The 23,108-nt window shown below is 32.5% G+C and carries 24 protein-coding genes; 14 read left to right on the top strand and 10 right to left on the bottom strand.

The window, feature by feature from the left end; all coding sequences use genetic code 11:
• Positions 1-2: 2 nt before the first annotated feature.
• The 3 genes from GBO31_RS08685 (at position 3) to GBO31_RS08675 (ending at position 3,016) form a co-directional block, all read left to right on the top strand.
• Complete coding sequence (locus tag GBO31_RS08685; RefSeq protein ID WP_219007939.1) at positions 3-1,331, top strand: flavin-containing monooxygenase; 1,329 nt, start codon at positions 3-5, stop codon at positions 1,329-1,331.
• Entirely contained in the window at positions 1,331-2,020 is a 690-nt protein-coding gene (locus GBO31_RS08680) for a peptidoglycan DD-metalloendopeptidase family protein (protein WP_219007938.1), read from the top strand. Before GBO31_RS08685 ends, GBO31_RS08680 begins: the two co-directional genes overlap by 1 nt.
• A gap of 357 nt (positions 2,021-2,377) precedes the next feature.
• Complete coding sequence (locus tag GBO31_RS08675) at positions 2,378-3,016, top strand: hypothetical protein (RefSeq protein WP_219007937.1); 639 nt, start codon at positions 2,378-2,380, stop codon at positions 3,014-3,016.
• Between the two features lie 107 nt (positions 3,017-3,123).
• Here the strand turns inward: GBO31_RS08675 and GBO31_RS08670 are convergent, their stop codons facing one another.
• The gene (locus tag GBO31_RS08670) at positions 3,124-3,702 is read right to left on the bottom strand and encodes a DUF4377 domain-containing protein (RefSeq protein WP_219007936.1); all 579 of its coding nucleotides are present in this window, start codon (positions 3,700-3,702) and stop codon (positions 3,124-3,126) included.
• A gap of 122 nt (positions 3,703-3,824) precedes the next feature.
• On the opposite strand from GBO31_RS08670, the gene GBO31_RS08665 reads away from it, so the two are divergent.
• Genes GBO31_RS08665 through GBO31_RS08655 form a run of 3 tightly spaced genes read left to right on the top strand, consistent with a single transcriptional unit; the run spans position 3,825 to position 5,612 of the window.
• Positions 3,825-4,163 (top strand): PadR family transcriptional regulator, encoded by a 339-nt coding sequence (locus GBO31_RS08665; protein ID WP_219007935.1) that lies wholly within the window; start codon positions 3,825-3,827, stop codon positions 4,161-4,163.
• Positions 4,160-4,768: a hypothetical protein gene (locus GBO31_RS08660; protein ID WP_219007934.1), complete on the top strand. Its 609-nt coding sequence runs from the start codon at positions 4,160-4,162 to the stop codon at positions 4,766-4,768. Before GBO31_RS08665 ends, GBO31_RS08660 begins: the two co-directional genes overlap by 4 nt.
• Entirely contained in the window at positions 4,761-5,612 is an 852-nt protein-coding gene (locus GBO31_RS08655) for a PIG-L deacetylase family protein (protein WP_219007933.1), read from the top strand. Before GBO31_RS08660 ends, GBO31_RS08655 begins: the two co-directional genes overlap by 8 nt.
• 69 nt (positions 5,613-5,681) lie before the next feature.
• Here GBO31_RS08655 and secA read toward each other — a convergent pair whose 3' ends face one another.
• From secA to GBO31_RS08635, 4 genes are all read right to left on the bottom strand, one after another.
• Entirely contained in the window at positions 5,682-9,038 is a 3,357-nt protein-coding gene (secA, locus tag GBO31_RS08650) for a preprotein translocase subunit SecA (protein ID WP_219007932.1), read from the bottom strand.
• 232 nt (positions 9,039-9,270) lie between these two features.
• Positions 9,271-9,492 (bottom strand): DUF2795 domain-containing protein, encoded by a 222-nt coding sequence (locus GBO31_RS08645; RefSeq protein WP_006989959.1) that lies wholly within the window; start codon positions 9,490-9,492, stop codon positions 9,271-9,273.
• Between the two features lie 142 nt (positions 9,493-9,634).
• Positions 9,635-10,210 carry a cob(I)yrinic acid a,c-diamide adenosyltransferase gene (locus GBO31_RS08640; protein WP_219007931.1) on the bottom strand — a complete coding sequence of 192 codons (576 nt, stop codon included), beginning with the start codon at positions 10,208-10,210 and terminating at the stop codon, positions 9,635-9,637.
• Between the two features lie 70 nt (positions 10,211-10,280).
• On the bottom strand, positions 10,281-10,445 hold the full coding sequence (locus GBO31_RS08635; RefSeq protein ID WP_219007930.1) for a hypothetical protein: 165 nt from the start codon (positions 10,443-10,445) through the stop codon (positions 10,281-10,283).
• A gap of 216 nt (positions 10,446-10,661) precedes the next feature.
• Here GBO31_RS08635 and recR point away from each other — a divergent pair, with 216 nt between their 5' ends.
• The 8 genes from recR (at position 10,662) to GBO31_RS08595 (ending at position 18,539) form a co-directional block, all read left to right on the top strand.
• Entirely contained in the window at positions 10,662-11,282 is a 621-nt protein-coding gene (recR, locus tag GBO31_RS08630; RefSeq protein WP_219007929.1) for a recombination mediator RecR, read from the top strand.
• Positions 11,283-11,293: 11 nt separating this feature from the next.
• The gene (locus GBO31_RS08625; protein ID WP_343211295.1) at positions 11,294-12,439 is read left to right on the top strand and encodes a glycosyltransferase family 2 protein; all 1,146 of its coding nucleotides are present in this window, start codon (positions 11,294-11,296) and stop codon (positions 12,437-12,439) included.
• Between the two features lie 90 nt (positions 12,440-12,529).
• Entirely contained in the window at positions 12,530-13,873 is a 1,344-nt protein-coding gene (locus GBO31_RS08620; RefSeq protein WP_219007928.1) for a dihydrolipoamide acetyltransferase family protein, read from the top strand.
• 122 nt (positions 13,874-13,995) lie between these two features.
• Entirely contained in the window at positions 13,996-15,099 is a 1,104-nt protein-coding gene (locus GBO31_RS08615; RefSeq protein WP_219007927.1) for a T9SS type A sorting domain-containing protein, read from the top strand.
• A gap of 189 nt (positions 15,100-15,288) precedes the next feature.
• Positions 15,289-16,083 (top strand): hypothetical protein, encoded by a 795-nt coding sequence (locus GBO31_RS08610; RefSeq protein WP_219007926.1) that lies wholly within the window; start codon positions 15,289-15,291, stop codon positions 16,081-16,083.
• Positions 16,084-16,212: 129 nt separating this feature from the next.
• Entirely contained in the window at positions 16,213-16,716 is a 504-nt protein-coding gene (locus GBO31_RS08605; protein ID WP_219007925.1) for a hypothetical protein, read from the top strand.
• 80 nt (positions 16,717-16,796) lie between these two features.
• On the top strand, positions 16,797-17,765 hold the full coding sequence (locus GBO31_RS08600; RefSeq protein WP_219007924.1) for a hypothetical protein: 969 nt from the start codon (positions 16,797-16,799) through the stop codon (positions 17,763-17,765).
• A gap of 66 nt (positions 17,766-17,831) precedes the next feature.
• On the top strand, positions 17,832-18,539 hold the full coding sequence (locus GBO31_RS08595; protein WP_219007923.1) for a metallophosphoesterase family protein: 708 nt from the start codon (positions 17,832-17,834) through the stop codon (positions 18,537-18,539).
• A gap of 45 nt (positions 18,540-18,584) precedes the next feature.
• On the opposite strand, the gene GBO31_RS08590 is transcribed toward GBO31_RS08595, so the two are convergent.
• The 5 genes from GBO31_RS08590 to GBO31_RS08570 form a co-directional block, all read right to left on the bottom strand.
• On the bottom strand, positions 18,585-18,947 hold the full coding sequence (locus GBO31_RS08590) for a hypothetical protein (protein WP_219007922.1): 363 nt from the start codon (positions 18,945-18,947) through the stop codon (positions 18,585-18,587).
• 78 nt (positions 18,948-19,025) lie between these two features.
• On the bottom strand, positions 19,026-20,189 hold the full coding sequence (locus tag GBO31_RS08585; RefSeq protein WP_219008001.1) for a metal ABC transporter permease: 1,164 nt from the start codon (positions 20,187-20,189) through the stop codon (positions 19,026-19,028).
• Entirely contained in the window at positions 20,182-21,312 is a 1,131-nt protein-coding gene (locus GBO31_RS08580) for a metal ABC transporter permease (protein WP_219007921.1), read from the bottom strand. Before GBO31_RS08580 ends, GBO31_RS08585 begins: the two co-directional genes overlap by 8 nt.
• Positions 21,313-21,344: 32 nt before the next feature.
• A complete protein-coding gene (locus tag GBO31_RS08575; protein WP_219007920.1) occupies positions 21,345-22,082 on the bottom strand; it encodes a metal ABC transporter ATP-binding protein in 738 nt (245 codons plus the stop codon).
• Positions 22,082-22,999 carry a metal ABC transporter solute-binding protein, Zn/Mn family gene (locus GBO31_RS08570; protein ID WP_219007919.1) on the bottom strand — a complete coding sequence of 306 codons (918 nt, stop codon included), beginning with the start codon at positions 22,997-22,999 and terminating at the stop codon, positions 22,082-22,084. Before GBO31_RS08570 ends, GBO31_RS08575 begins: the two co-directional genes overlap by 1 nt.
• Positions 23,000-23,108: the final 109 nt, after the last annotated feature.

The following is a 23,108-nucleotide window of genomic DNA, read 5'->3' as shown; positions in this document are numbered from 1 at the left end:
GTATGAAAAAAAGAATATGTATTATTGGTGCTGGACCAAGTGGGATTACAGCATTAAAAAATTTGATAGATAAAGATCTTGAGGTAATTGTTTATGATCGTAACCTCGATGTTGGTGGAAATTGGATCTATTCAGAAGATATGAGTCATTCTAGCGTTTTTGAAACTACTCATATCATAAGTTCTAAAACTTTATCACAATATGAAGACTTTACTTTCGATGATTTTGATACTACAGTAGCAGATTACCCTTCCCATGATGAATTAAGACGTTATTTTCAGGCATATGCTAAACATTTTAAGCTTTATCCATTTATTCAGTTTGAAACCAAAGTAGAGCATTGTGAAAGAATAAGCGCTACGGAATGGAATATTTCAATCGTTCAAAATGGGAAGAATAGGGTAGAAAAATTTACAGATTTAGTAGTCTGTAACGGACATCATTCAGTGCCTCGAATTCCTGAATATCCAGGAAATTTTTCAGGAGATTTTATACATTCTCATGCGTATAAAAAATCAGCTCCTTTTGCTAATAAACGAGTATTGGTAATTGGAGGAGGAAATTCTGCCTGCGATGTAGCGGTCGAAACAAGCAGAGTAAGTAAAAGAACTGCGATTAGCTGGAGAAGGGGATATAGAATAATACCTAAATTCTTTTTTGGATTACCTTCTGATATCGTGGGGGCAAGATCGGCTTGGCTTCCTGTAAAACTTAGAAGTTGGTTCAATGATGTATTACTCCGCATCATGCTGGGTAAAAATAAATTATATGGTCTTCAAGAAGTAAAAACAAAGTTTGGTGAAACGCATCCTACCATTAATGATGAGCTATTATACAAGTTAAGACATGGTAAAGTACATCCAAAAGTCGATATCAAGAGAATGGATGGACAAACAGTGTATTTTAAAGATGGTACAGAAGAGGATTTCGATGTTGTCATAGCTTGTACGGGATATATATTGAAGCATTCATTTTTTGACCCTTTATTTATTGATTATAGTAATGGCTCTGTACCATTATATCTCAAAATGTTTCATGAAACGTATCATAATTTATTTTTCGTTGGAATGTTTCAACCTTTGGGATGTATTTGGCCAGGATCAGAGTTACAAAGTAAATTATTAGCAAATTACCTTACAGGAGAATGGAAAATGCCATCAAATATTAAAAAACGCTGCGAGAAAGAGGTGACAAACCCTCATTATAAACAGATTGATACACCAAGGCATACGATCACCGTTGATTACCATAAGTTTAGAAAAGCACTATTAAAACAATTACCTAAAAATTGGATTAGTAAAATACCAAGAATAATCTCAACAAATATATAATGACGCACACATCATTTTCAGAATTTATAAAAAACCTTTCACAAAGTTTTATACCTGTAGTTGATACTAAATTTTCTAAAGAGAACTATAAATTTATAGACTTGTCTCTAAATAATGCTCTTTTAAAATCAATTGATGTTTCTTCTTCAAACGCATTTGAAGCATATATTAATAATTATCTCCATACTCATGATGCATTAGTCGCATATGGAGGATATAATGAGAAAAGGGGCATATACAATCGCAGTGAACATTTTAATCAACAAGATCCTGAAACCGAAAGAAACATTCATTTAGGATTAGATGTTTGGTGTGATTCTGGAACTGCAGTGCTTGCTCCATTAGCAGGAAAGGTGCATAGTTTTAAGAATAATAAGAATTTTGGTGATTATGGACCAACAATTATATTGGAACACAGTATTCAGGATATAACCTTCTTTACTTTATATGGTCATCTAAGTGAAAACTCTATAAAAAATCTACATGAAGGCAAAAGTTTCGTAAAAGGAGATGTTATTGCTGAGTTAGGTACTGCTGAAGTGAATGGAGATTACGCACCCCATTTACATTTCCAAATCATAAAAGATATGCAAGGCAATCAAGGAGATTATCCTGGAGTGTCTAATAAGATACATCTTGATTTCTATTTAGAGAATTGCCCAGATCCTAATTTACTATTAAAAATATAAAAGATCTCTTCTGATTGATATCTGCTTTTTTGGTAGAATTTGAGTAAGAAAGAATATTTTTAGTAATATTTTTCTTGTTATTAATTCTTAAAATTTTGAGATAAACTTATTGTTTGTAAGGGAATTTTTGTGTTTTTGAACGGCTAAATAATGTCGTTTAGCAGTTTTTTTTGTTTTTTTAATTTTCAATTCACTGAAAATCAGTTATTTGTATTTTTTTTAACAATATTTTTGTATTTGAACGAAAATACGAGCAATTTGGTCTAAAAGTCTGATTTCTAGTTGGTGGCATAAGTATTTTGAACTATACTTGTATGGTAAAGCCGTAATAACTTAACTTTAAAGCCCCCAAATAAAATGAAAGTTACAGCCCTAATATTCAGTCTATTTTTATCTCTTACAATTTTTGCAAACGAAGATAATAAGCTTACAGTTAGTCAAGATGGTATGACTGTAGAAGTAGTTGATTTCGAAGAAGGAGATAAGCTTAAATTATTCGAATTAGAATCTGGAGATCATATCTTATCTAAATCATATTCTTTAATAGATCTTAGTCAATTACCTGTTGGATCATATTTATTAGAAAATAACGCAGGAAAGTCAATCATCATTGATCGTCAAGCAGAGGAGTTGATAATCGACGGAGCGGTTATTACACAAGAAGAAGAATTCATTGTAGAGAACGATAGTGAATTATTAGGGGATGATGAAAATAMAGCTGTAGAAGAAGAGTTTATTAATAACTACGTAAACAAGAACGATAACTTATTAGCAATAGAAAGAGTTGGGGATATCATTGAAGTATTGGATTTTGAAGATGGTGATAAGCTAAAGTTATTTGAAGTAAAAGATACAGTTCACGTATTATCAAAAACAACAAACGTGATAGATTTAAGTCAATTACCTGTAGGTTTATACGTTTTAGAAAATAGCAAAGGAGATTCTGTAATCGTTGAAAAGTTTATAGAAAACCAAAATACACTTACAGATTTATAGAAATCTGTGAAAGTGGGGGGAAACAGGATCTAGGTCCAACAATTAAAGCGGGTTCATTTTGAATCCGCTTTGATTTTTTATATACTTCAAAATAATAGCTAGTAATTCTATTCGTCGAGAATATTTTGTAAAATATATGTGTTGTTCTCTCCATGAGTGAATACACCGGTTATTTGTTCTTGATTATTTATTCTTGTTAATAATTCCAAACATAAACTTCCGCATTCTATAGATATAGATGAGTTGATCAAAGAAAAATTATTTTCTTGATCTACAATTACCCAATTTAAAAAAGTATCTTCATTAGTGTTAAGAGTTAATTGTATTTTAAATTCAGTGTCTAAAGGTGCAGCTTGCTTTGATAATACCTCAAGTAGCTCTAGTTTGATACTTGAACCGTCTTGAGGAGGATCGGATATTTGGATTTTCTTTACCAAAAGATCATGTATAAAACCCAATTCATATTCAAAACCCTGAATTTCCGAATAACTATTTAAAAATTCTTCTTGTCCAATTTGATTGCCTTCTTGTATTGTATTGATAACTCCAAGATTTCCAAAAAAAGTGATAAAACCAGTGTCTAGATAGTGATTTACTCGAATCGAGGTGATTTCTATAACATCATCGTCATCGTTACAGGAAATAATAAGTAAGAGTAATATTAGTATAAGTGGCGCTCTTTTCATGGTTGATCGTTTATTATTAGATCAAATTTTGTTTAAATGGTTGCGGAGCTTGCTGGAAAAAAAAACATAAAAAAACAATACATAGAATTATGATGTATTGTTTTTTTATGTATATTTGAACTATGTATTCAAAAGAACTTTTAAAAGGAACCCTTTCTGTAATTATACTGAACCTTTTGTCAGAAAAAGGAAGGATGTATGGTTACGAGATTTTTCAACAAGTAAAAGAAAGATCAGACGGTAAAATATTGTTAAAGGATGGATCATTGTATCCAGCACTACAAAAAATGAAAAAAGATGGTTTATTATCCTGTGAAGAGGAATATGTAGGGAAAAGAGTGCGAAAGTATTATTTGCTGACTACAAAGGGAGAAAAGGAGAAAGTAAGCTATTTAGAAGAACTACAGGATTTCATGGAGACATTAAACAAGGTTATTTTTCCAAAACTTGATGTCATATGAAATTAAATGAAGAACAAGAAAATAGGATAGAGACATTTGTGGATGAGCAAGGTCTCAAATTAACTTCTTTACGAGATGATATTCTTGATCATTTGTGTTGTGTGGTAGAAAGTGATCTCAAAACAGGAAAAACTTTTGATCAATCATTAAAGGATGCTGTGCTTGATCTAGCGCCAAATGGATTGATCGATTTAGAAAGAAAAACATTTTTTTTATTAAACTCAAAACGAATTCTTATGATGAAAAAACTGATGTATTTAATCGGATTTATTGGAGCGCTTGCGTTAACTACCGGTGTTGTGTTTAAAATATTATGGTATCCGGGTGCTAATATGTTGCTTATGACTGGTTTTCTGATATTATTATTACTTTTTGTTCCTATGGTGACAATAGATAGGTATAAGGTAGCCATTGCAAAAAACTTATCAGAGCGATTAAAAATTATTTTGGGTTGTATATCTGCTGTTATTGTCGGTCTAGCAGGATTGTTTAAGGTAATGCATTGGATGGGAGCTGAGTTCTTGTTATTGGCTGGAGGACTTATTTTCGCAGTTGGATACTTGCCATTTTTATTCTTTACAATGTATAAAAAATCCCTTGTTTAATAAGAAGTCAAATATAGCATCGATAATATTTCTTTTCCTAGTTTTATTAGCTTGCTCCGATAAGGAAGAGGAATATAGAAGACTAGAAATGCTTCAGGATAATGGTATTCCTGATTTAAAAAATAGAATTAAAAATATTTCTAGGGTACTTGTTGTAGTTCCTCATGCTGATGATGAGTTGGTAGCAGCGGGATTAGTCCTGTATTTAAAGGAAAGAGGAGCAATTGCTCATTTATTAACGCTTTGTGATCATGGAGAGCCTCGTCAAAGTGAATTAAAATGTTCTGCTGAAAAAATTGGCTTTGATAAATATGAAAATGGAGGATTTATAAATAACAAGTGGGAAGATATTATAGAGAATAAAATCCTCTTTTGGAAAGAGAATAAAGACAAAATAAAGGATGTAATACAACAAAAAATAAATAGTTTTCAGCCAGAAGCTTTGGTTACATATGATTCTTCAATTGGTGCAACTGGACATCCAGAACATCTAATATCTGCAGAGATTATCGAATATTTATTTAAAGGAAATAATAATCTTGTTAATTTCAGACCTAGATATTTATTTCAAATTTCCTTACCTCCGAAGTTGGAAGATTTTTTAGTTGCTAAAACCAATATGTATAGGCAAACAAAACAAATTAAAAAAGTAGATAGAATGCCATCTCCGAATGTGGCAATCAATATAGAAAAATATTGGGATGTTAAAAACTTAGCGGGTTTTTGTCATAAATCACAATTAAATGCTTTAAAGAGGGCCTATTTAATATATGATAAGTCTTATAAGAAGTTACATCCGAAGACTTTTAGTAAAGAGTATTATAGGTTGTTGGAAAATAAATAAAAGTTTATAAATAAAAAAACCTGCAGGTAGAAACTGCAGGTTTTTTATAATTGAGTTGTCAATATATTTCTAATCATTTACAAGCACCCATTCTCCTTTTTCGATTAAGGGAATTGCTTGCTTGTATTTTACAGTTTTGTTTTCGCCACTCATTACGTGTTTAATAGTAACTTTATCGTTACGCCCTATTTTAGGTTGATCACGTACAATAGTTTCAGTTACTTGCTGACGTTGTTGTGTTTGTCCAGCTGCTCTATTTTGCGCTGCACGTTCATCCATATTAGGAATTTCTTCTTTTGAAGTTTCTAATTTTTCTTTTTTACGTGTCTGGCGAGCTTCAGAAATATCTTGTGTATTACCAGTTGGTAATTCTCCTTTAAATAAGAATGAGATCACATCTTTATTTACATCTTCAATCATCGCTTTAAACAATTCAAAGGCCTCAAACTTATAGATAAGTAATGGATCTTTTTGTTCATGAACCGCTAATTGAACACTTTGTTTTAATTCATCCATTTTACGAAGATGCGTTTTCCAAGCGTCATCGATGATAGCCAAAGTGATATTTTTCTCGAAATCAGTAATTAATTGCTTTCCTTCACTTTCATAAGCTTTTTGCAGATTAGTAGCTACATTCAAGCTTTTTACTCCATCAGTAAAAGGAACTAAAATACGTTCGTAATTACTTGAAGGATCTTCATATACTTGTTTGATAACAGGATATGCAGTTTCTGCATTACGCTTCATTTTGTCTTGATAATGTTCATAAGCGGACTTGTATACTTCACCTGCAATTTTTTGAGCATCCATTTTTTCAAACTCTTCAGCGCTAATAGGGCTACTCATAGAGAAATAACGAATCAATTCGAATTCAAAGTTTTTAAAGTCCTGAGCATTCTTATTAGATTCTGTAATTACCTCGGCTGTATCATAGATCATATTGGCAAGATCTACACGAAGACGTTCTCCAAATAAAGCATGATAGCGTCTTTTGTAAACCACCTCACGTTGCGCATTCATCACATCATCATATTCTAATAATCTTTTACGAACACCAAAATTGTTTTCTTCTACTTTTTTCTGCGCTCTTTCGATAGATTTAGAAATCATAGAATGCTGAATTACTTCACCTTCTTTTAATCCCATTCGATCCATCATTTTAGCAATACGCTCAGATCCAAATAAACGCATTAGGTTGTCTTCTAAAGAAACATAGAATTGAGAACTTCCTGGATCTCCCTGACGACCAGCACGTCCACGTAACTGTCGGTCTACTCGTCGAGAATCATGACGCTCTGTACCGATAATTGCTAAACCTCCAGCAGCTTTTACATCATCTGTTAATTTGATATCCGTACCACGACCTGCCATATTTGTTGCGATAGTTACAACTCCAGGATTTCCAGCTTCCGCAACGATATCAGCTTCTTTTTTGTGTAGTTTCGCATTCAATACATTATGAGGAACTTTACGAATAGTAAGCATTCTACCTAATAATTCAGAAATTTCTACTGAAGTAGTACCGATCAATACAGGTYTTCCTGCTCTTGCTAATTCTGTAACTTCATCAATTACAGCATTGTATTTTTCACGTTTCGTTTTATATACTAAATCTTCTTTATCTTTTCTTGCGATTGGTCTATTGGTCGGAATTTCTACTACATCCAGTTTGTAAATTTCCCAAAGCTCTCCAGCTTCAGTTACTGCTGTACCCGTCATACCAGATAACTTGCCATACATTCTGAAATAGTTCTGTAGTGTAACGGTAGCAAAGGTTTGTGTAGCATCTTCAATTTTTACATTTTCCTTTGCTTCAATCGCTTGATGTAATCCATCGCTATAGCGACGTCCATCCATAATACGACCTGTTTGCTCATCAACAATTTTTACTTTATTGTCCATAACCACATATTCTACATCTTTTTCGAATAATGAATATGCTTTTAATAATTGTCGTAAAGTATGGATACGTTCACTTTTTACGCTGTAGTCTCTAAACAGATCTTCTTTTTTCTCAGCTTCCTCTTCTTTAGATAATCCTAGATTCTCAATTTTAGCGATTTCCATTCCAATCTGTGGAAGTACAAAGAAATCTGGATCATCCTTACCAGAAAGGTACTCAACACCTTTATCGGTAAGATCTATTTGATTATTTTTTTCTTCGATTACATAATAAAGATCTGCATCAATTTTATGCATTTCTCTATTGTTATCTTGCATGTAGAAATTCTCTGTTTTCTGAAGTAACATTTTTACTCCTTCTTCACTTAAGAATTTAATCAATGCTTTATTTTTTGGGATACCTCTATATACTTGTAATAGTTTAAAACCACCATCTTTGGTATTTCCTTCTTTGATAAGCTTTTTTGCTTCAGCAAGAACCGATGTTAAGTATTTTTGTTGTACCGATACAATATCAGCGATTTTTGGCTTTAATTCATTGAATTCATGAATGTCTCCTTTTGGAATAGGACCAGAAATAATTAGTGGTGTACGAGCATCATCAATTAGTACAGAATCTACCTCGTCAATAATTGCATAATTGTGAGGGCGTTGTACCAAATCTTCTGGAGCATGTGACATATTATCTCTTAAGTAGTCAAAACCAAATTCATTATTGGTTCCATAAGTAATATCAGCGTTGTATGCCGCTCTTCGTTCTGCAGAATTAGGTTTGTGATTGTCAATACAATCCACTGTTAGTCCATGGAATTGGAAAATAGGAGCCATCCATTCACTATCACGTCTTGCCAGATAATCATTAACGGTAACCAAATGTACTCCGTTACCAGATAATGCATTCAAATAAACAGGTAAGGTAGCAACTAAAGTTTTACCTTCTCCCGTTTGCATTTCAGCAACTTTTCCTTCATGTAATGCAATACCACCAATCAACTGTACATCATAGTGAATCATATCCCATTTCACCTCTTTTCCTGCTGCATCCCAGCTTGTAGACCAAATAGCTTGATCTCCATCTAAAGTGATATGATCTCTAGAGCCAGATAATTCTCTGTCATAAGCCGTAGCTTCTACAGCGATCGTTTCGTTTTCAGCAAATCTTTTAGCTGTTTCTTTAACTACTGCAAAAGCTTCAGGTAAAATAGTATTCAAAGCTTTTTCTGTAGCGTCATAAGCATCTTTTTTTAATTTATCGATCTCTCCATAGATATCCTCTTTTCTGTCAATATCCTCGGTTGCATCTGCTTCCTCTTTTAAAGAATCTATTTTCGCATTAATATCTGCACGTGCATCGTTAATAAATTTTTTGAACTCTACTGTTTTTTCTCGAAGTTCATTGTCAGAAAGTACCTCAATGCTTTTTGAAGCTTTCTTAATCAATTCAACTTTGGGTTGAATTTCTTTTATATCTTTTTTGGATTTATCTCCAACGAATACTTTTAATACAGAATCTAAAACTCCCATGATTAATTTATGGTTATGTGTTTATTTGAGATCTACAATAATATTCAATTTATTGTTTCACCAAATGATTGTTTTTGGTAACCTCTTATTTTGTTGAATTTGTAGTAATCTCCATGCCGTTAAGGCAATATTATACAATGCTTCACCAAGCTTTCTAAAGCCTAGGAAAGTGGCGTAATTTACGCAAAAAAAAAGCCTCTTGCGAGACTTTTAGTACTATTTAAATATTTTTTTAATATTCATCCTCATTCCAAAGATAATCTTCGTCAGTAGGATAATCTGGCCATATCTCTTCTATAGAATCATACGAATCTCCCTCATCTTCAATAGATTGTAGGTTTTCCACAACCTCCAGCGGTGCTCCCGTACGAATTGCATAGTCAATTAACTCATCTTTGGTTGCTGGCCAAGGTGCATCACTCAAATAGGATGCTAATTCTAAAGTCCAATACATATGCTTGCTGGTATTAATTTTTTTGCAAAAATAATTTTTTAGTTTAAAAAGTCAAGTAAAAAATTAATTATTTAAACAATAATTATAAGAACGTGATTTTTTGGGTATTACCCTTAATTTGTTTTTAAAACCTTTAGAGAATTTAAGAATTTTTCTGAGGAATCCATTTTATCTCTTCAGCTTGTAAATCGTGTGACAACTTTCGTGCCAGTACAAATAGATAGTCAGATAGTCGGTTTAAGTATTGTAAAGTTGTCTCTTCAAAAGGTGCTATTTCGTATAAGGCAGTAGCTAAACGCTCGGCTCTCCTGCATACACAACGGGCAATGTGACAGAATGACACAGTTTGATGTCCTCCAGGTAATACGAAATGTGTCATAGGTGGTAATGAATCATTCATACGATCCATTTCTGTTTCTAACAATGTAATATCTTCTGTAGAAATAGTAGGGATATTTAAGCGTTTTTTTCCACTTTTTAAGACAGCTTTATCTGGATCCGTTGCTAAAACCGCTCCAACGGTGAACAATTTATCTTGAACATTTATCAAAATCTTTTTACTAAGTTCATCGATTTTCTGGTCTCTGATAAGACCTATATAAGAGTTGAGCTCGTCCACTGTACCATAACTATCAATACGAATATGGTGTTTAGGAACTCTGGTTCCACCAAATAATGCAGTGGTTCCTTTATCTCCAGTTTTTGTATATATCTTCATCTGTTTTTTCTTTATATTAAAATAATAACCATAGCTTCAATACTGATGGTAATTCAAAACCAAGGAAAACTTATTTTTTCTTTTTTTTAAAGTAGTTCTTCCTAAAATCTCTAGAGTCTCTTTGGTATAGCTTTCTTTTGTTTCTTGCAGAATTCCAGCGAACTATAAAAAATAGAATTGCTATTCCGATAACAAGTAGTATTAGCTGTGTTTCTTCAGAAAGTGATTCAAGCATGATGTGTTGTTTTGTGGTAAAAGTAGTAAATAGTATGTTAGTTTTTCGGTTCTAGTTTTTTTTAAGAGTAATTAAGACAGAAATCAAATTACAAGCATATAACATCATTGAAGTTATTCTTTATAGAAATAGTATCCAGTATTCATTTCATTCAAGTAAAACCTTTCTTATTCTAAGACTTATTTACTCATCACGATTTCTTACATTTGTACAGCTATGGAATTCTCATCAAAACTATTGGAAAATGCGGTATACGAAATGTCCCAGTTACCTGGTATAGGGAAACGAACCGCTTTGAGATTGGTCTTACATCTACTAAGACAGCCTGAAACGCAAACCCAACATCTTGTAAATGCATTAGGTACCTTACGAAAAGATGTAAAGTTCTGCAAAAAATGTCATAGTATTAGTGATGTAGAAATATGTGATATTTGTAGTAATCCGAATAGAATTCAGGATATTGTATGTGTTGTAGAGGATATCCGAGATGTAATGGCTATAGAAAGTACAGGACAGTATAGAGGATTATATCATGTATTAGGAGGGAAAATTAGTCCTATGGATGGTATTGGTCCTCAGGATCTTAAAATTACCTCGTTGGTAGAAAAGGTTAAATCTGGGCAGGTGAGCGAATTAATTTTTGCACTTAGCGCTACGATGGAAGGAGATACTACAAACTTTTATATCTATAAACAATTAGAAGATGTAGAAGTGAAAATAGCTACTATTGCTCGAGGAATTGGTGTTAATGATGAATTGGAATATGCAGATGAAGTAACACTAGGTAGAAGTATTATCAATAGAATTCCCTTTGAAAATGCATTGAAAAGCTCTTAACTTAGTACCTAATTTTAAAACACGATCTCCTGGAATTATCCGTCATTATTCTTAATTACAACGTACGTTATTTTTTAGAGCTTTGTATACTTAGTGTTCAAAAAGCTACAAAAAACTTGAATGCAGAGATTATTGTTATAGATAATAACTCTCTTGATGATAGTTGTAAAATGGTAAAAGAGCGTTTTCCAAATGTCTCACTTATTGAAAATAAAGAGAATGTAGGTTTTGCTAAGGCAAACAATCAAGGAGTAGCTATGGCTAAAGGAGAATATATTTGTATTCTTAATCCTGATACCGTTGTGGCCGAAGATACATTTATCAAAATTCTAGCAGCTTCAAAAAAGCTGTTTCATATGGGAATGGTTGGACCTAGATTGATTGATGGTACAGGCAATTTTTTACCTGAAAGTAAACGTAATGTACCTTCTCCATTAACTTCATTCAGACGTTTGTTCGGAATCAAATTAAGGAAGGTAAAAAACTATTATGCAGATCATATTTCAGAAACAGCTATTGGTGATGTGGATATCTTAGTGGGTGCTTTTATTTTAGTCAAAAAAACAGCTTATGAATCTGTATTTGGTTTTGATGAAGACTATTTCATGTACGGAGAAGACATTGACCTTTCGTATAAAATGAAAAGAAAGGGGCTGGAGAATTATTATATTGGCTCTATTCCTGTTATTCATTATAAAGGTGAGAGTACAGATCGGAACTCAGAATACATTAAACGATTTTATGGCGCTATGCGATTGTTTTATCGTAAACACTTTAAAAGCAATTGGTTCTTAGATGCTATTGTTTCTGTTGGAATTCGTTTTATTTCAGTAATACAGTCTTTTAAGAATCATCAAAAAGAAAAAGAAATAACTGAGAACTACTATTTAGTGTCAGAGAATGAAGAAATTAGACAGCGACTTAGTAGTGTTTTACAAAAAGAAGTGGAATTTACTTCTGTAGAATCTGCTCGTGATTTGGCATATCGTAATAACGAGCTTATCTTTGACAATGATATGATGAGCTTTGGAGAGATTATAAAAAAAATGCAAGAATTAAAGAATTTAGGCATCACATTTAAGATCATACCAACAGGATGTAATTTTATGTTAGGTAGCGATTTTAGTGATGGAAAAGGAGAAGTAATCGCTTTTTAAAGAAACTTTAATAAAGGAAAAATAATCTAAGAGCTTAAATTTTATTAATTTCGCAAAAAACATAACTAATAAATACCTTTGATTAAGAATATGGCAAAATTTGAGCTTAAACTTCCGAAGATGGGTGAGAGTGTTGCAGAAGCAACGATAACAACTTGGCTAAAAGAAGTTGGGGATACTATCGAAATGGATGATGCAGTATTAGAAATTGCAACTGACAAAGTTGATAGCGAAGTCCCTTGTGAAGTCGAAGGAGTATTGGTAGAAAAACTTTTTGAAGTTGATGATGTAGTAAAAGTTGGTCAAACCATTGCTATTATTGAGACAGAAGGTGAAGGAGTTGTTGATGCGTCTCCTGCCGATACAACTCAGAAAGTTGAGGCTGTTCCAGAAACAGCTGCAGTTATAGAAAATGATATGGCGGCAGTTACCGAAACTGTGGTGTCAAAGACTGATTATGCAGAAAGTTCTAAGTTTTATTCTCCTTTGGTTAAAAATATAGCTTCTGCAGAAGGAGTATCTCTAACCGAATTAGAAAGTATCTCAGGAACAGGAAAAGATGGAAGAGTTACGAAAAATGACATTTTACAATATGTAGAGGATCGCAAAGCTGGAAAAACCGCTAAAGTAGTTGCTGCACCGGAAGTTGCAACTCCAAAAGTAGCTACCTCTGCACCAATTGCAAAGAAAGAAACACCTAAGGCAACACCAGTTGTAGCTTCTGGAGATGATGAAATCATAGAGATGACGAGAATGGGGAAACTGATCTCTCACCATATGGTAGAATCCGTACAGACTTCTGCTCATGTACAATCTTTTATAGAAGCAGATGTTACTAATATCTGGAATTGGAGAAATAAGGTAAAAGGTGATTTCATGAAAAGAGAAGGAGAGAAACTGACTTTTACTCCTATATTCATGGAAGCTGTTGCTAAGGCAATACGAGATTTCCCATTGATTAATATTTCAGTTTCTGGAGATTCCATAATTAAAAAGAAAAATATTAATTTAGGTATGGCAGCTGCGTTACCTGATGGTAATTTAATTGTTCCAGTGATAAAAAATGCAGATCAATTAAATCTAGTAGGTATGACTAAGGCGGTAAATGACTTAGCCAATCGAGCGCGTAATAATGCGTTAAAACCTGATGATATTCAAGGTGGTACGTATACAGTAACGAATGTAGGTACTTTCGGGAGTATTATGGGAACACCTATTATCAATCAACCTCAAGTAGCTATTTTAGCATTAGGAGCAATTCGTAAAGTGCCAGCTGTAATCGAGACACCTGATGGCGACTTTATTGGTATCCGTTATAAAATGTTCTTATCGCATTCATATGATCATAGAGTGGTAAACGGAGCATTAGGAGGACAATTTGTGCAAAGAGTAAAAGATTACCTAGAAGCTTTTGACGTAAATAGAGAGTTTTAAGTTAAGTCTTTTTTAAAAGTATAATACAATAGAACCACGACATGTATTGTCGTGGTTTTTTAATTGTTAATAATCAAAATTCTCTGTTATATTTGCCGAGCAATCATCAAAAAACGAGAACAATGAAACGTACTATTTTCTTTACATTTATTTTCATAGTCAATTTATTGAAAGCCCAAACAGTATATACTGATGTATATGTTGGTGATTTTCCAATATCAATAGTGTTAATAGATAATTACCTTTATGTCGGAGAATTTAGTTCAGGAGAAGTATCTAGAATAGATTTGACTGATAGTAATCCTGTTCCAGAAACTGTAGCTACCGGTTGGACGGTAGCGCAAGGTCCTTGGAAAATGATATATGATGAACAAAATAATGATATTTATGTAGGTAGTTTTACTGAAGTTAGAAAGGTAGATCTTGATGCATCAGTACCAATGGTGTCTGAAGCCTTTTCTGCTACAGGGATTTCGGAAGGTCTAACTATTAATAATAATATATTGTATAAAGCTACTAATGGATCTCTTCATACTATTGATTTGAGTGTTGGTCCAGCAAGTTATACTTCTATTTATACTGATGCTACTGGTAATATGGGAGATCTTACATTTTATAATAATGAATTGTATTATGCTAGTGATACGGATGGTTCTGGTGTTCGAAATGCGATATATAAGATAGATTTGTCAGCATCTAGTTTGAGTCAAGAATTAGTAATTGACACTGGAGTTACGGGAGGAACTATTCAGAAAATGCACGTTGTTGATGACTTTATGTATCTTTCTGTAGAGGCTCCTGGAGGACATCTATTGGGAAGAATAAATTTAAAAGATGCAGTACTTCCTATTGCAGATTTTACAACAGTTCTGTCAGGTTATTCAGGAGCTATGTTAGGAATAGTGAATTTGGGTAATACATTTTATGGTACTTTAGGGACTCAAGTAATTGTTACTTTTCAAGATCAAACATTAAGTGTAGGAGATTTTTCTGTTCAAAACCCAATACGGATATATCCAAACCCTGTAAAAGATAATTTGTTTATAGACAACTTTGATTCGAAAAATCAGGAGATCGAAATTTATACGATGCAAGGAAAAAAAATCTTGAATCGTTCAAATGTGGTTTCAGAAAGTGTCAATGTGAGCTCCATACCACAAGGGTTATATTTTATGAAAGTGAAATCTGATACGAAAGAAACAACATTGCGATTTGTAAAAAGATAACAAGCTTATTGAGTTTACTAAAATATTCAATAGTATATAAAATTATAGATTGTATACCTCATTCGTCATAAGATATAAAAAACCACGATTTTCGTTATCGTGGTTTTTTATTTCACGGAAAACGGTGTGGTGCCAAAATAGTATTTTATTCAAATTTGTATTGTTATATATGAATAGATAGAAACTGCAATGTTAAACAAAGTCCTAATTAGATCAATACAACAGCTAGTAGCAATTATAATGCTTGTGCTCTGTTCTAATGTGCTTTTAGGTCAAGATGTATTGGTAATTGAAGGTAAAGATATCTGGGTTCGGGAAACTCCAAAAACTGGTAGAGTTGTAATGAAATTAAATACTGGAGATACTTGTTCGGTTCTCAAGAAATCAGATATGCAAATAATTAGAGGACAAGAAGATTTCTGGTATTATATTGATTTTAAAGGTGAAAAAGGTTGGGTTTTTGGTTCGCAAACTTCAATAAAGCAAAAAGCTTCCTTGCATAATTTCGAACCTTTTTTGAAATACTTTATGAATACCACTTTTTTTGGAGAATATATCAATAACCTTATTAGAGATAAGTCGCCTAAAGTAACTCGGTTTGTAAAAAAAGATATAGGTGTTCATCGATTGTTTAATCCTGGTTCTGCATGCGTATTATGCGATAATTTTGAAGGTTATATACCGATATTTCCCAAAGTAGATCCTCTTACTCTTTATGAAAACCGATCTCCTGAAGGTGGTTTTTGTGAAGAAAGTAAAGATGCAGATGGAGTGTATTATATAAAAGTAGATAAACTACCAACCTATGCTGATGTTGTAAATGGAACTTCTAAACAAATTTATATTCCTGCAAACTATCGGAATAATATGAAAATTAAAGTAGATGTCTTGAAAGAAAAACATATCATTAAAACCATGTATTTTATGATTGCAGACAATAAATGGAGGCTTGTTTTAATAGATGATTGCGACTGTTCAGCCTAGTTTTATTATTGGGAGAATGATCTAGAAAGATCTTTTATGAGAACTCTTTTGCTAATTAAGATGTAACAAAACCTTATTAAAAGGTACTAATTTAATAGAAAGTATTTTATAATATTAATTTTTGACTTTATGGATATTAATGAAGCTTCGAAATTTTTCAAAAATTTGATCACAGAAACTGAAGATAGGTCTGAAGAAAAAATATATAAAAAGTTTGTAAATATATTATCTCAATTAGAAAATAGAGATCTTTCTGAAGAACAATTGGATGGAATTCAAAATAAATTAGATGATGTTAGTATTGATGTAAAAAGGGAAGAAAGAAAGAAATACTTCAAAGGAAAACTTTCGGAGTTTTGTAGCTATATTAGAAAAGAACTTTCTTTACTTTCAAGCGAGCATTACATGACCATTGGTATGAGTATAGGAATGTGTTTAGGTATGAGTGTTGGAATGATTTTCGGAGTTGTTTTTGGGGCTAATACTGATCAATCAAAAAGTCTAGTATACGGAATGTCATTTGGAATGCCTATCGGAATGTCAATAGGTTTAGCAATTGGTGCGGCAATGGATTTAAAAGCCAAAAAAGAGGGTAGAGTTTTAGATACCAAATTGGATTACCTTAAGAAATAAATATTTCACTGAAAACAGTGTAGGGAAATAAGCTATGACAATAGATATTTGATTGCTGTTAATTGTAAAAGCTAATTCAAATGTCAAACTTATTGAATACTGTAGAATCCTGGAGTGAAATTTCAATTCCCGAACGTCTTAAAACTTTTTATCTTTCAGAAATCGAAACCTATGAGGATCATACTATTGCTAATTTGCCTGGTTGGGATCCTAGCTGTGAGTTTGATTTAGACTTTTCTCTGGATACTATATCGGAATTAATGGATAGGCATTCGGATTGGATTCAAACAGCTTCTGAAAGTGATCAGTGCCAATATATTGCTTTTTCGAGTTTGGATGATGAAACGGATTTTCTTGCGGTTAATATAACGAATGAAAACTGTCCGATATATTTTGGAAATCATGAAACTGGAGGTTTTCAAATGATTTATAAAACCCTTGATAATTTTTTACAGTACTTAGATAGTGAGGATGTAAATCCAATGGAGCTTTTTCCAACATTATATGAAAAAGCTAAGGTCGCCTTTTTTGAGAATGATGATGAAAAGGTTATAACGTTATTGGGTGACTTTTTTGATAAATATCCTATGGATCCTGGCGTTCCAGGACCTTTTATGAAGCAAATACCGGAAGCGCTGAACATAGTAGCCTGTTCTCATTATAATCTTGAACAGTTCGATGAAGCTATGAATATGTTAGAATTGGCTTGTAATGGTATTTTTTGTAGAAATGCTTTTTTAAATCGAATTAAATTTAAGTTACTTTCCTCAGAATATGATATGGCAATGCAATTGTGTACTCAAGGATTAGATAGATTTTCAGATTCATATTCAACATCCTTTATAAATTTATATAAAGGTGTGATTTTTGGAATTTCGGAAAATTATGAAGATGCATTGGCTTGTTTTGCATTAATGTCTGGAGATATGGAAAAAAGTGATTTTAATATTTTGACTCCAATAGCAGCGGTATATACACATTACACTCCTGAAACAGACTTTCAAAAAGTATTTTCTCAAACTTTAAGTGTTATACAACAAGTAGGTTAGAGGAGAAGTTATAGTTGTTATACTATTTCTAACAATTATTCATCATTAAATCCTTAATTTGGGTGTGTGAGTAAGAGAATAGCATATGTTACAGATATACATTTAGATGAACCGTTTCCTAAAACTGTTGGAGTAAATGCGAGAGAAAACTGGGAGAAAATTTTAGATGACATATCTAAAAGAAACATCAAGCAAATTATTATTGGAGGAGACATTGGAGAAAACGCTTCTTTGCCATGGTTTTTTGAATCATTAGAGCCGTATGATTGGTCAATTTCTTTAGGAAATCATGATGATTTTTCCATAGTTTATCCTTGTCAGAAGATACTGCGTCCTAACATAGATACTCCTTATTATAGATGGGAAACTGATTTTTTTAAATTTATTTTTTTTGACTCTAGTAAGGAAGTAGTAGATCAAAAACAACTAGAATGGCTTGGAAAAGAATTAATTACTCAGAAGAGGATACTGCTTTTTATCCATCATCCGATTATACCGATTCCAGTCCTTATGGATAAGAAATTTTTTCTGAAAGGGAAAGAGAAGATCCAATCTATATTAGAGGAATATCATAATGATATTACGATATTTTCTGGTCATTACCATATGAACAATCATCAAATCTATAAAAATATCCATCAATATGTTACGCCAGCAGTATCTTATCAAGTAGAAAAGGATTTAGATGAAATAAAAGTTCATAGTAATTCATTTGGATATAGAATCATTGAATTACAAAAGGATCAGTTATTTACTGAAGTTGTTTTATTTTAGATAAATATTTGATATTTAATTGTTTATAAGGGTTTTTGACAAGATTTAATTTGGTTTTTGCTTTTTTCGTTTTGCAGAAATGTTTTCCAATTGTTCATTTACAATGAGATTATAAGTGTAAGAGGATTCTTGATCTGTCAAAGGAATAAGAATTGTCATTTGTATCTTACTATTGGCAGGGATATTTTTGATAATAGGTTTCTGAGCACTTTTTCGATATCCAATCGGATTAATTTTTAGAAAAACACTTTTGTCAGAATCTGTATCGTTTTTTACATAAATAATGGTACGTTTTTTTTGTACAACTTCTATTAAATATACAGATTTTTTCTGAGCGAAACTTACCGTAAATAGTAGGCTGTTCAAATAAATAAAAAGGAAGATAGGTGTTTTAAGAGTTGACCACATATGTCTTTTTACATAAAGATAATAAGATTTAGAAATGGTAGGTTATCAAATTATCTGTTTTGTAGCAAGAAAATAATACTATCCCCTAAATAAGAAGAATCGATCTTTCATTTTTTCAATTTCAGAATTCTTATTGGTTATGATATAATCAATTGCTTCTGTTGTAAAATGTTGGCCTTTTTCAGTTAAAGAAACAATATCATTTTCAATACTAATCATATTGTTTTTTAGCGCTAGGTCTAATACTGATTTTGATTTCACTTTTTGCCAGTTAATATGATCATTTAAGTGTTTAACATGTCTTTCGTTTTCATCATCTACGTGATTGCCTAAATGCAATAAAAAAGTAAGTAAAGAAACTTCAATTCTTTGTTGTTTTTGACGATATAATACTGAAAAATATCCTCTATTGGGAGCGAATAAATACACTACTAAAAAGATAATTCCTAATACTGTGGTCATAGATCCTGAAATAGAAGCGTCTAATCCATGTGCCAACCAATATCCAGAAATTGCGGCGATTACTCCAAAAACACAAGCTAGCAAGATCATTTTCTTTAGATTATTTGTAAGCAAATAAGCAGTAGCGGCAGGTGCAATCATAAATGCTATAACCAATATTGCTCCAACCGCATCAAAAGCCCCAACGGTTGTGATAGATGCAACAGTCATGAGTCCATAATGCATTATAGCTGGAGATAGTCCAATGGCTGCAGCAAGCCCAGCATCGAATGTACTAACTTTTAACTCTTTAAAAAAAGCAAAAAGCAGCCCACAAGTACTTACGAGAATGGTGCCAATAATCCAAAGAGATTTAGGACCTAAATCTATTCCTTGGATTGTTAATCTGTCAAAAGGAGCAAAAGCCAGTTCTCCTAAAAGTACTGAATCTATATCCAGATGAATATCATTTGCATTTTGGGCAATCATGATCACTCCAATGCTAAACAACGCCGGAAAAACTAATCCGATGGCGGTATCTTCCTTAACCAATCCTGTTTTTTGAATAAATTCCACTAGAATAACAGTGAAAACCCCACTCAAGGCAGCTAGAAGTATTAAAAGAGGAGAAGATAAATCTTGAGTTATAAAAAAACCGATTACAATTCCTGGTAAAATCGAGTGACTAATAGCATCTGTGATTAGCGCCATTTTTCGCAATACTAAAAATGTTCCTGGAATAGCACAAGCAATAGCTACCAAGCTGGCAATTAATTGTATTTCAATTTGTGCGCTACTCATCATTAATTTGCGTTAATTGATTATATAAATTTGCTGCCGTTTCATATCCAGAAGTAGTCAAAGACCACATGTTTCCATCAATTTTAACTAGATTTTTATTTTCTAATTTTTGTAAAGATCGCTTGGTGAAACCTTGGAAATTATTCAATATTTTGATAGCATGAGGGTGTGAGATATCTTCGTGATCTTTGGCAATATTATACATGAAAGAAAGTGTCTTATGTAATTGCAAATCATTTCTGTTTTTTCTAAATCGAATTTCTCTGAATAATAAGCCACGACCTGGAGAAAATATAAAAGAAACTAATACAAATACTGCTGCTACCAAAACAATAACCGGTCCTGTAGATAAATTATTGTGGCTAGCACTTATAGCAGTTCCAATTACTCCAGAAGAGGCCCCAAAAATAGCGGCTAAAATTACCATTATAGATAAGCTATTAGTCCATTGTCTAGCCGCTGCTGCAGGAGCAAGGATCATTGCACTCATTAATACTACTCCAACTGTTTGCAAACCTAAAACAATGGCTATAACAATAAATGTAGTTATTAAGATATCTAAGAACTTAGTATTGAATCCTAAAGTTTTGGTATAATCAGCATCAAAAAGTGATAACTTAAGTTCTTTCCAAAAAAGAAATAAAATGATCAAACATATTCCGGTAACCAAAGACATTACCCAAACATCGCGTTCTAACAATGTTGCAGCTTGGCCAAAAAGGTAATTCTCTAGTCCTGCTTGATTCGCATTTGGTAACTTTTGAATGAATGTTAATAGTAACATACCAAAACCAAAAAATAATGAAAGAATCAGCCCAAGAGCTGTATCAGATTTAAGATGTGTCTTTTTTATAATTCCGCGTATCCAAAAACTACCTATCAGACCACTAATTAATGCACCTATTAAAAATATACTACTGTCTTTGGTCTCAATAATTAAAAAAGCGATAGCGATACCTGGTAAAGCAGCATGCGAAATGGCGTCTCCTAGTAAGCTTTGTTTTCGTAATACAGCAAAACTTCCTAACATACCACAAATAGCTCCTAATACTGCAGTGCCAAGAGTAATGGTTCTTAGCGTATAATCAGTAAAAACAAGTTGTATGTATTCTAAAACATCCATTTTAAAAATCCATAGTTAAAACTATTTAGTTGTTATTGTTGCACACTTACTTTGTAATTGATACCATAAGTTTTGGTAAGATTATCATCGTTAAAAATATCTTTTACAGGTCCAGTTGCAATTTTCTTTACATTCAGAAAGGTTACCCAATCAAAATATTCTGGAACAGTTTGTAAATCATGGTGAACTACTATTACTGTTTTTCCAGCTTTTCTTAATTCTTTGAGGATATTTATAATTGCTTTTTCCGTAGTAGCATCAACGCCTTGAAAAGGTTCATCCATAAAATAGATAGATGCATTTTGAACTAATGCTCTTGCTAAAAAAATACGTTGTTGTTGACCTCCAGAAAGTTGGCTAATCTGTCTTCCTTTAAATGCAAGCATTCCTACTTTTTCCAATGCTTCTAAAGCGGCTTTCTTTTGTTTTTGTCCAGGTCGCTTGATCCAACCTAGACTTCCATAAGTTCCCATCATTACAACATCCAACGCCGTTGTGGGAAAGTCCCAATCAACACTTCCTTTTTGAGGAACATAAGCAACTAGAGATCGTTGTTTTGTATAAGGTTTATTGTATATCTTAACGCTACCAGCAATGGGTTTTATAATATCTAAGACTGACTTTATTAATGTTGATTTTCCTGCTCCATTAGGTCCTACAATTGCCATAAGTACACCTTCTGGTATCGCAAGATCAATATCCCATAATACGGGTTTATAATTGTATGCTACCGTAAGGTCATCTATTTGTACAGCAATTTTGTTTTCCATTATTTTAGTGCATTAACAATAGTGTTTACGTTATGTTCAAACATTCCGATATAGGTGCCTTCGACTGTTCCCTTAGTTCCTAAAGCATCAGAATAAAGAGTTCCTCCGATAGTAACATCATGATTTTTAGATTTCACAGCAGCTTGCAATGCTTCAATGGTTCGCTTAGGGACAGAACTTTCGATAAAAATAGCCTTTAACTTATTTTCAATAATAAAATTAGCGAGTTTTTGTACGTCCTGCACACCTGCTTCTGTAGTAGTAGATAAACCTTGTAAGCCTACAACATTAAATTTATATGCTTTCCCAAAGTAACTGAAAGCATCATGTGCCGTCACTAAGATTCGTTTTTCTTCGGGTAATGAATCGACCACCTTCTTTATTGTTTGTGATAGTTTATCGAGTTGCTCAAGGTATTCCTGTCCATTGATTTCAAAAGCTTCTGCATTTTTTGGGTCTAATTCTATTAATTTCTTAATAGTAAAAGAAGTTACCTGTTTCCAATTGTCAATGCTAAACCAAATATGTGGGTCATAGTTAGAAGCAAAATAATCAGATCCAATCAATTTGCTTTTGTCCAAAATTTCTCCAAGAGCAACAGTTTTGATATTTTGAGTCCCCATTTTCTCAAATACTTCTACTAACTTTCCCTCCAAATGCAAACCATTATAGAAAACAGCATCCGCATTTACTAATTTGCTAACATCTCCTTCACTTGCTTTATATAAGTGAGGATCAACTCCAGATCCCATAAGACCTTCAACTGAAATAAGATCTTTGCCAATATTTTTAACGAGATCCGTAATCATCGTTGTAGTCGTTACAATCTGTAATTTTTCGGACTCTTTTTTTGTTTCTTTTTTGCAAGAAAAAAAAGTTAATAACGCAACAAGAAGAATTGCAATATGTTTCCTCATTTTTATAATTTTGATTTTATCTAGGGCTTTACTTCTTAGATAACAACGAAATAGTATTCCTAAAAGTAAAACAGATTTCATATCGAAAATAATATGAATAAGGTTTAGG

Origin of the sequence: Aquimarina litoralis, from assembly GCF_019295435.1 — a bacterium.
Lineage (GTDB): Bacteria > Bacteroidota > Bacteroidia > Flavobacteriales > Flavobacteriaceae > Aquimarina > Aquimarina litoralis_A.
Note: the sequence above shows the minus strand (reverse complement) of the source record. Positions and strands in the feature narration are given on the sequence as shown.

What these genes read in the sequence shown, in the direction of transcription:
- GBO31_RS08685 (WP_219007939.1), top strand. Translation starts at nt 3, where the DNA reads ATGAAAAAAAGAATATGTATTATTGGTGCTGGACCAAGTGGGATTACA.
- GBO31_RS08680 (WP_219007938.1), top strand. Translation starts at nt 1,331, where the DNA reads ATGACGCACACATCATTTTCAGAATTTATAAAAAACCTTTCACAAAGT.
- GBO31_RS08670 (WP_219007936.1), bottom strand. Translation starts at nt 3,702, where the DNA reads ATGAAAAGAGCGCCACTTATACTAATATTACTCTTACTTATTATTTCC.
- GBO31_RS08665 (WP_219007935.1), top strand. Translation starts at nt 3,825, where the DNA reads ATGTATTCAAAAGAACTTTTAAAAGGAACCCTTTCTGTAATTATACTG.
- GBO31_RS08660 (WP_219007934.1), top strand. Translation starts at nt 4,160, where the DNA reads ATGAAATTAAATGAAGAACAAGAAAATAGGATAGAGACATTTGTGGAT.
- GBO31_RS08645 (WP_006989959.1), bottom strand. Translation starts at nt 9,492, where the DNA reads ATGTATTGGACTTTAGAATTAGCATCCTATTTGAGTGATGCACCTTGG.
- GBO31_RS08640 (WP_219007931.1), bottom strand. Translation starts at nt 10,210, where the DNA reads ATGAAGATATATACAAAAACTGGAGATAAAGGAACCACTGCATTATTT.
- GBO31_RS08635 (WP_219007930.1), bottom strand. Translation starts at nt 10,445, where the DNA reads ATGCTTGAATCACTTTCTGAAGAAACACAGCTAATACTACTTGTTATC.
- recR (WP_219007929.1), top strand. Translation starts at nt 10,662, where the DNA reads ATGGAATTCTCATCAAAACTATTGGAAAATGCGGTATACGAAATGTCC.
- GBO31_RS08620 (WP_219007928.1), top strand. Translation starts at nt 12,530, where the DNA reads ATGGCAAAATTTGAGCTTAAACTTCCGAAGATGGGTGAGAGTGTTGCA.
- GBO31_RS08615 (WP_219007927.1), top strand. Translation starts at nt 13,996, where the DNA reads ATGAAACGTACTATTTTCTTTACATTTATTTTCATAGTCAATTTATTG.
- GBO31_RS08610 (WP_219007926.1), top strand. Translation starts at nt 15,289, where the DNA reads ATGTTAAACAAAGTCCTAATTAGATCAATACAACAGCTAGTAGCAATT.
- GBO31_RS08605 (WP_219007925.1), top strand. Translation starts at nt 16,213, where the DNA reads ATGGATATTAATGAAGCTTCGAAATTTTTCAAAAATTTGATCACAGAA.
- GBO31_RS08600 (WP_219007924.1), top strand. Translation starts at nt 16,797, where the DNA reads ATGTCAAACTTATTGAATACTGTAGAATCCTGGAGTGAAATTTCAATT.
- GBO31_RS08590 (WP_219007922.1), bottom strand. Translation starts at nt 18,947, where the DNA reads ATGTGGTCAACTCTTAAAACACCTATCTTCCTTTTTATTTATTTGAAC.
- GBO31_RS08585 (WP_219008001.1), bottom strand. Translation starts at nt 20,189, where the DNA reads ATGAGTAGCGCACAAATTGAAATACAATTAATTGCCAGCTTGGTAGCT.
- GBO31_RS08580 (WP_219007921.1), bottom strand. Translation starts at nt 21,312, where the DNA reads ATGGATGTTTTAGAATACATACAACTTGTTTTTACTGATTATACGCTA.
- GBO31_RS08575 (WP_219007920.1), bottom strand. Translation starts at nt 22,082, where the DNA reads ATGGAAAACAAAATTGCTGTACAAATAGATGACCTTACGGTAGCATAC.
- GBO31_RS08570 (WP_219007919.1), bottom strand. Translation starts at nt 22,999, where the DNA reads ATGAGGAAACATATTGCAATTCTTCTTGTTGCGTTATTAACTTTTTTT.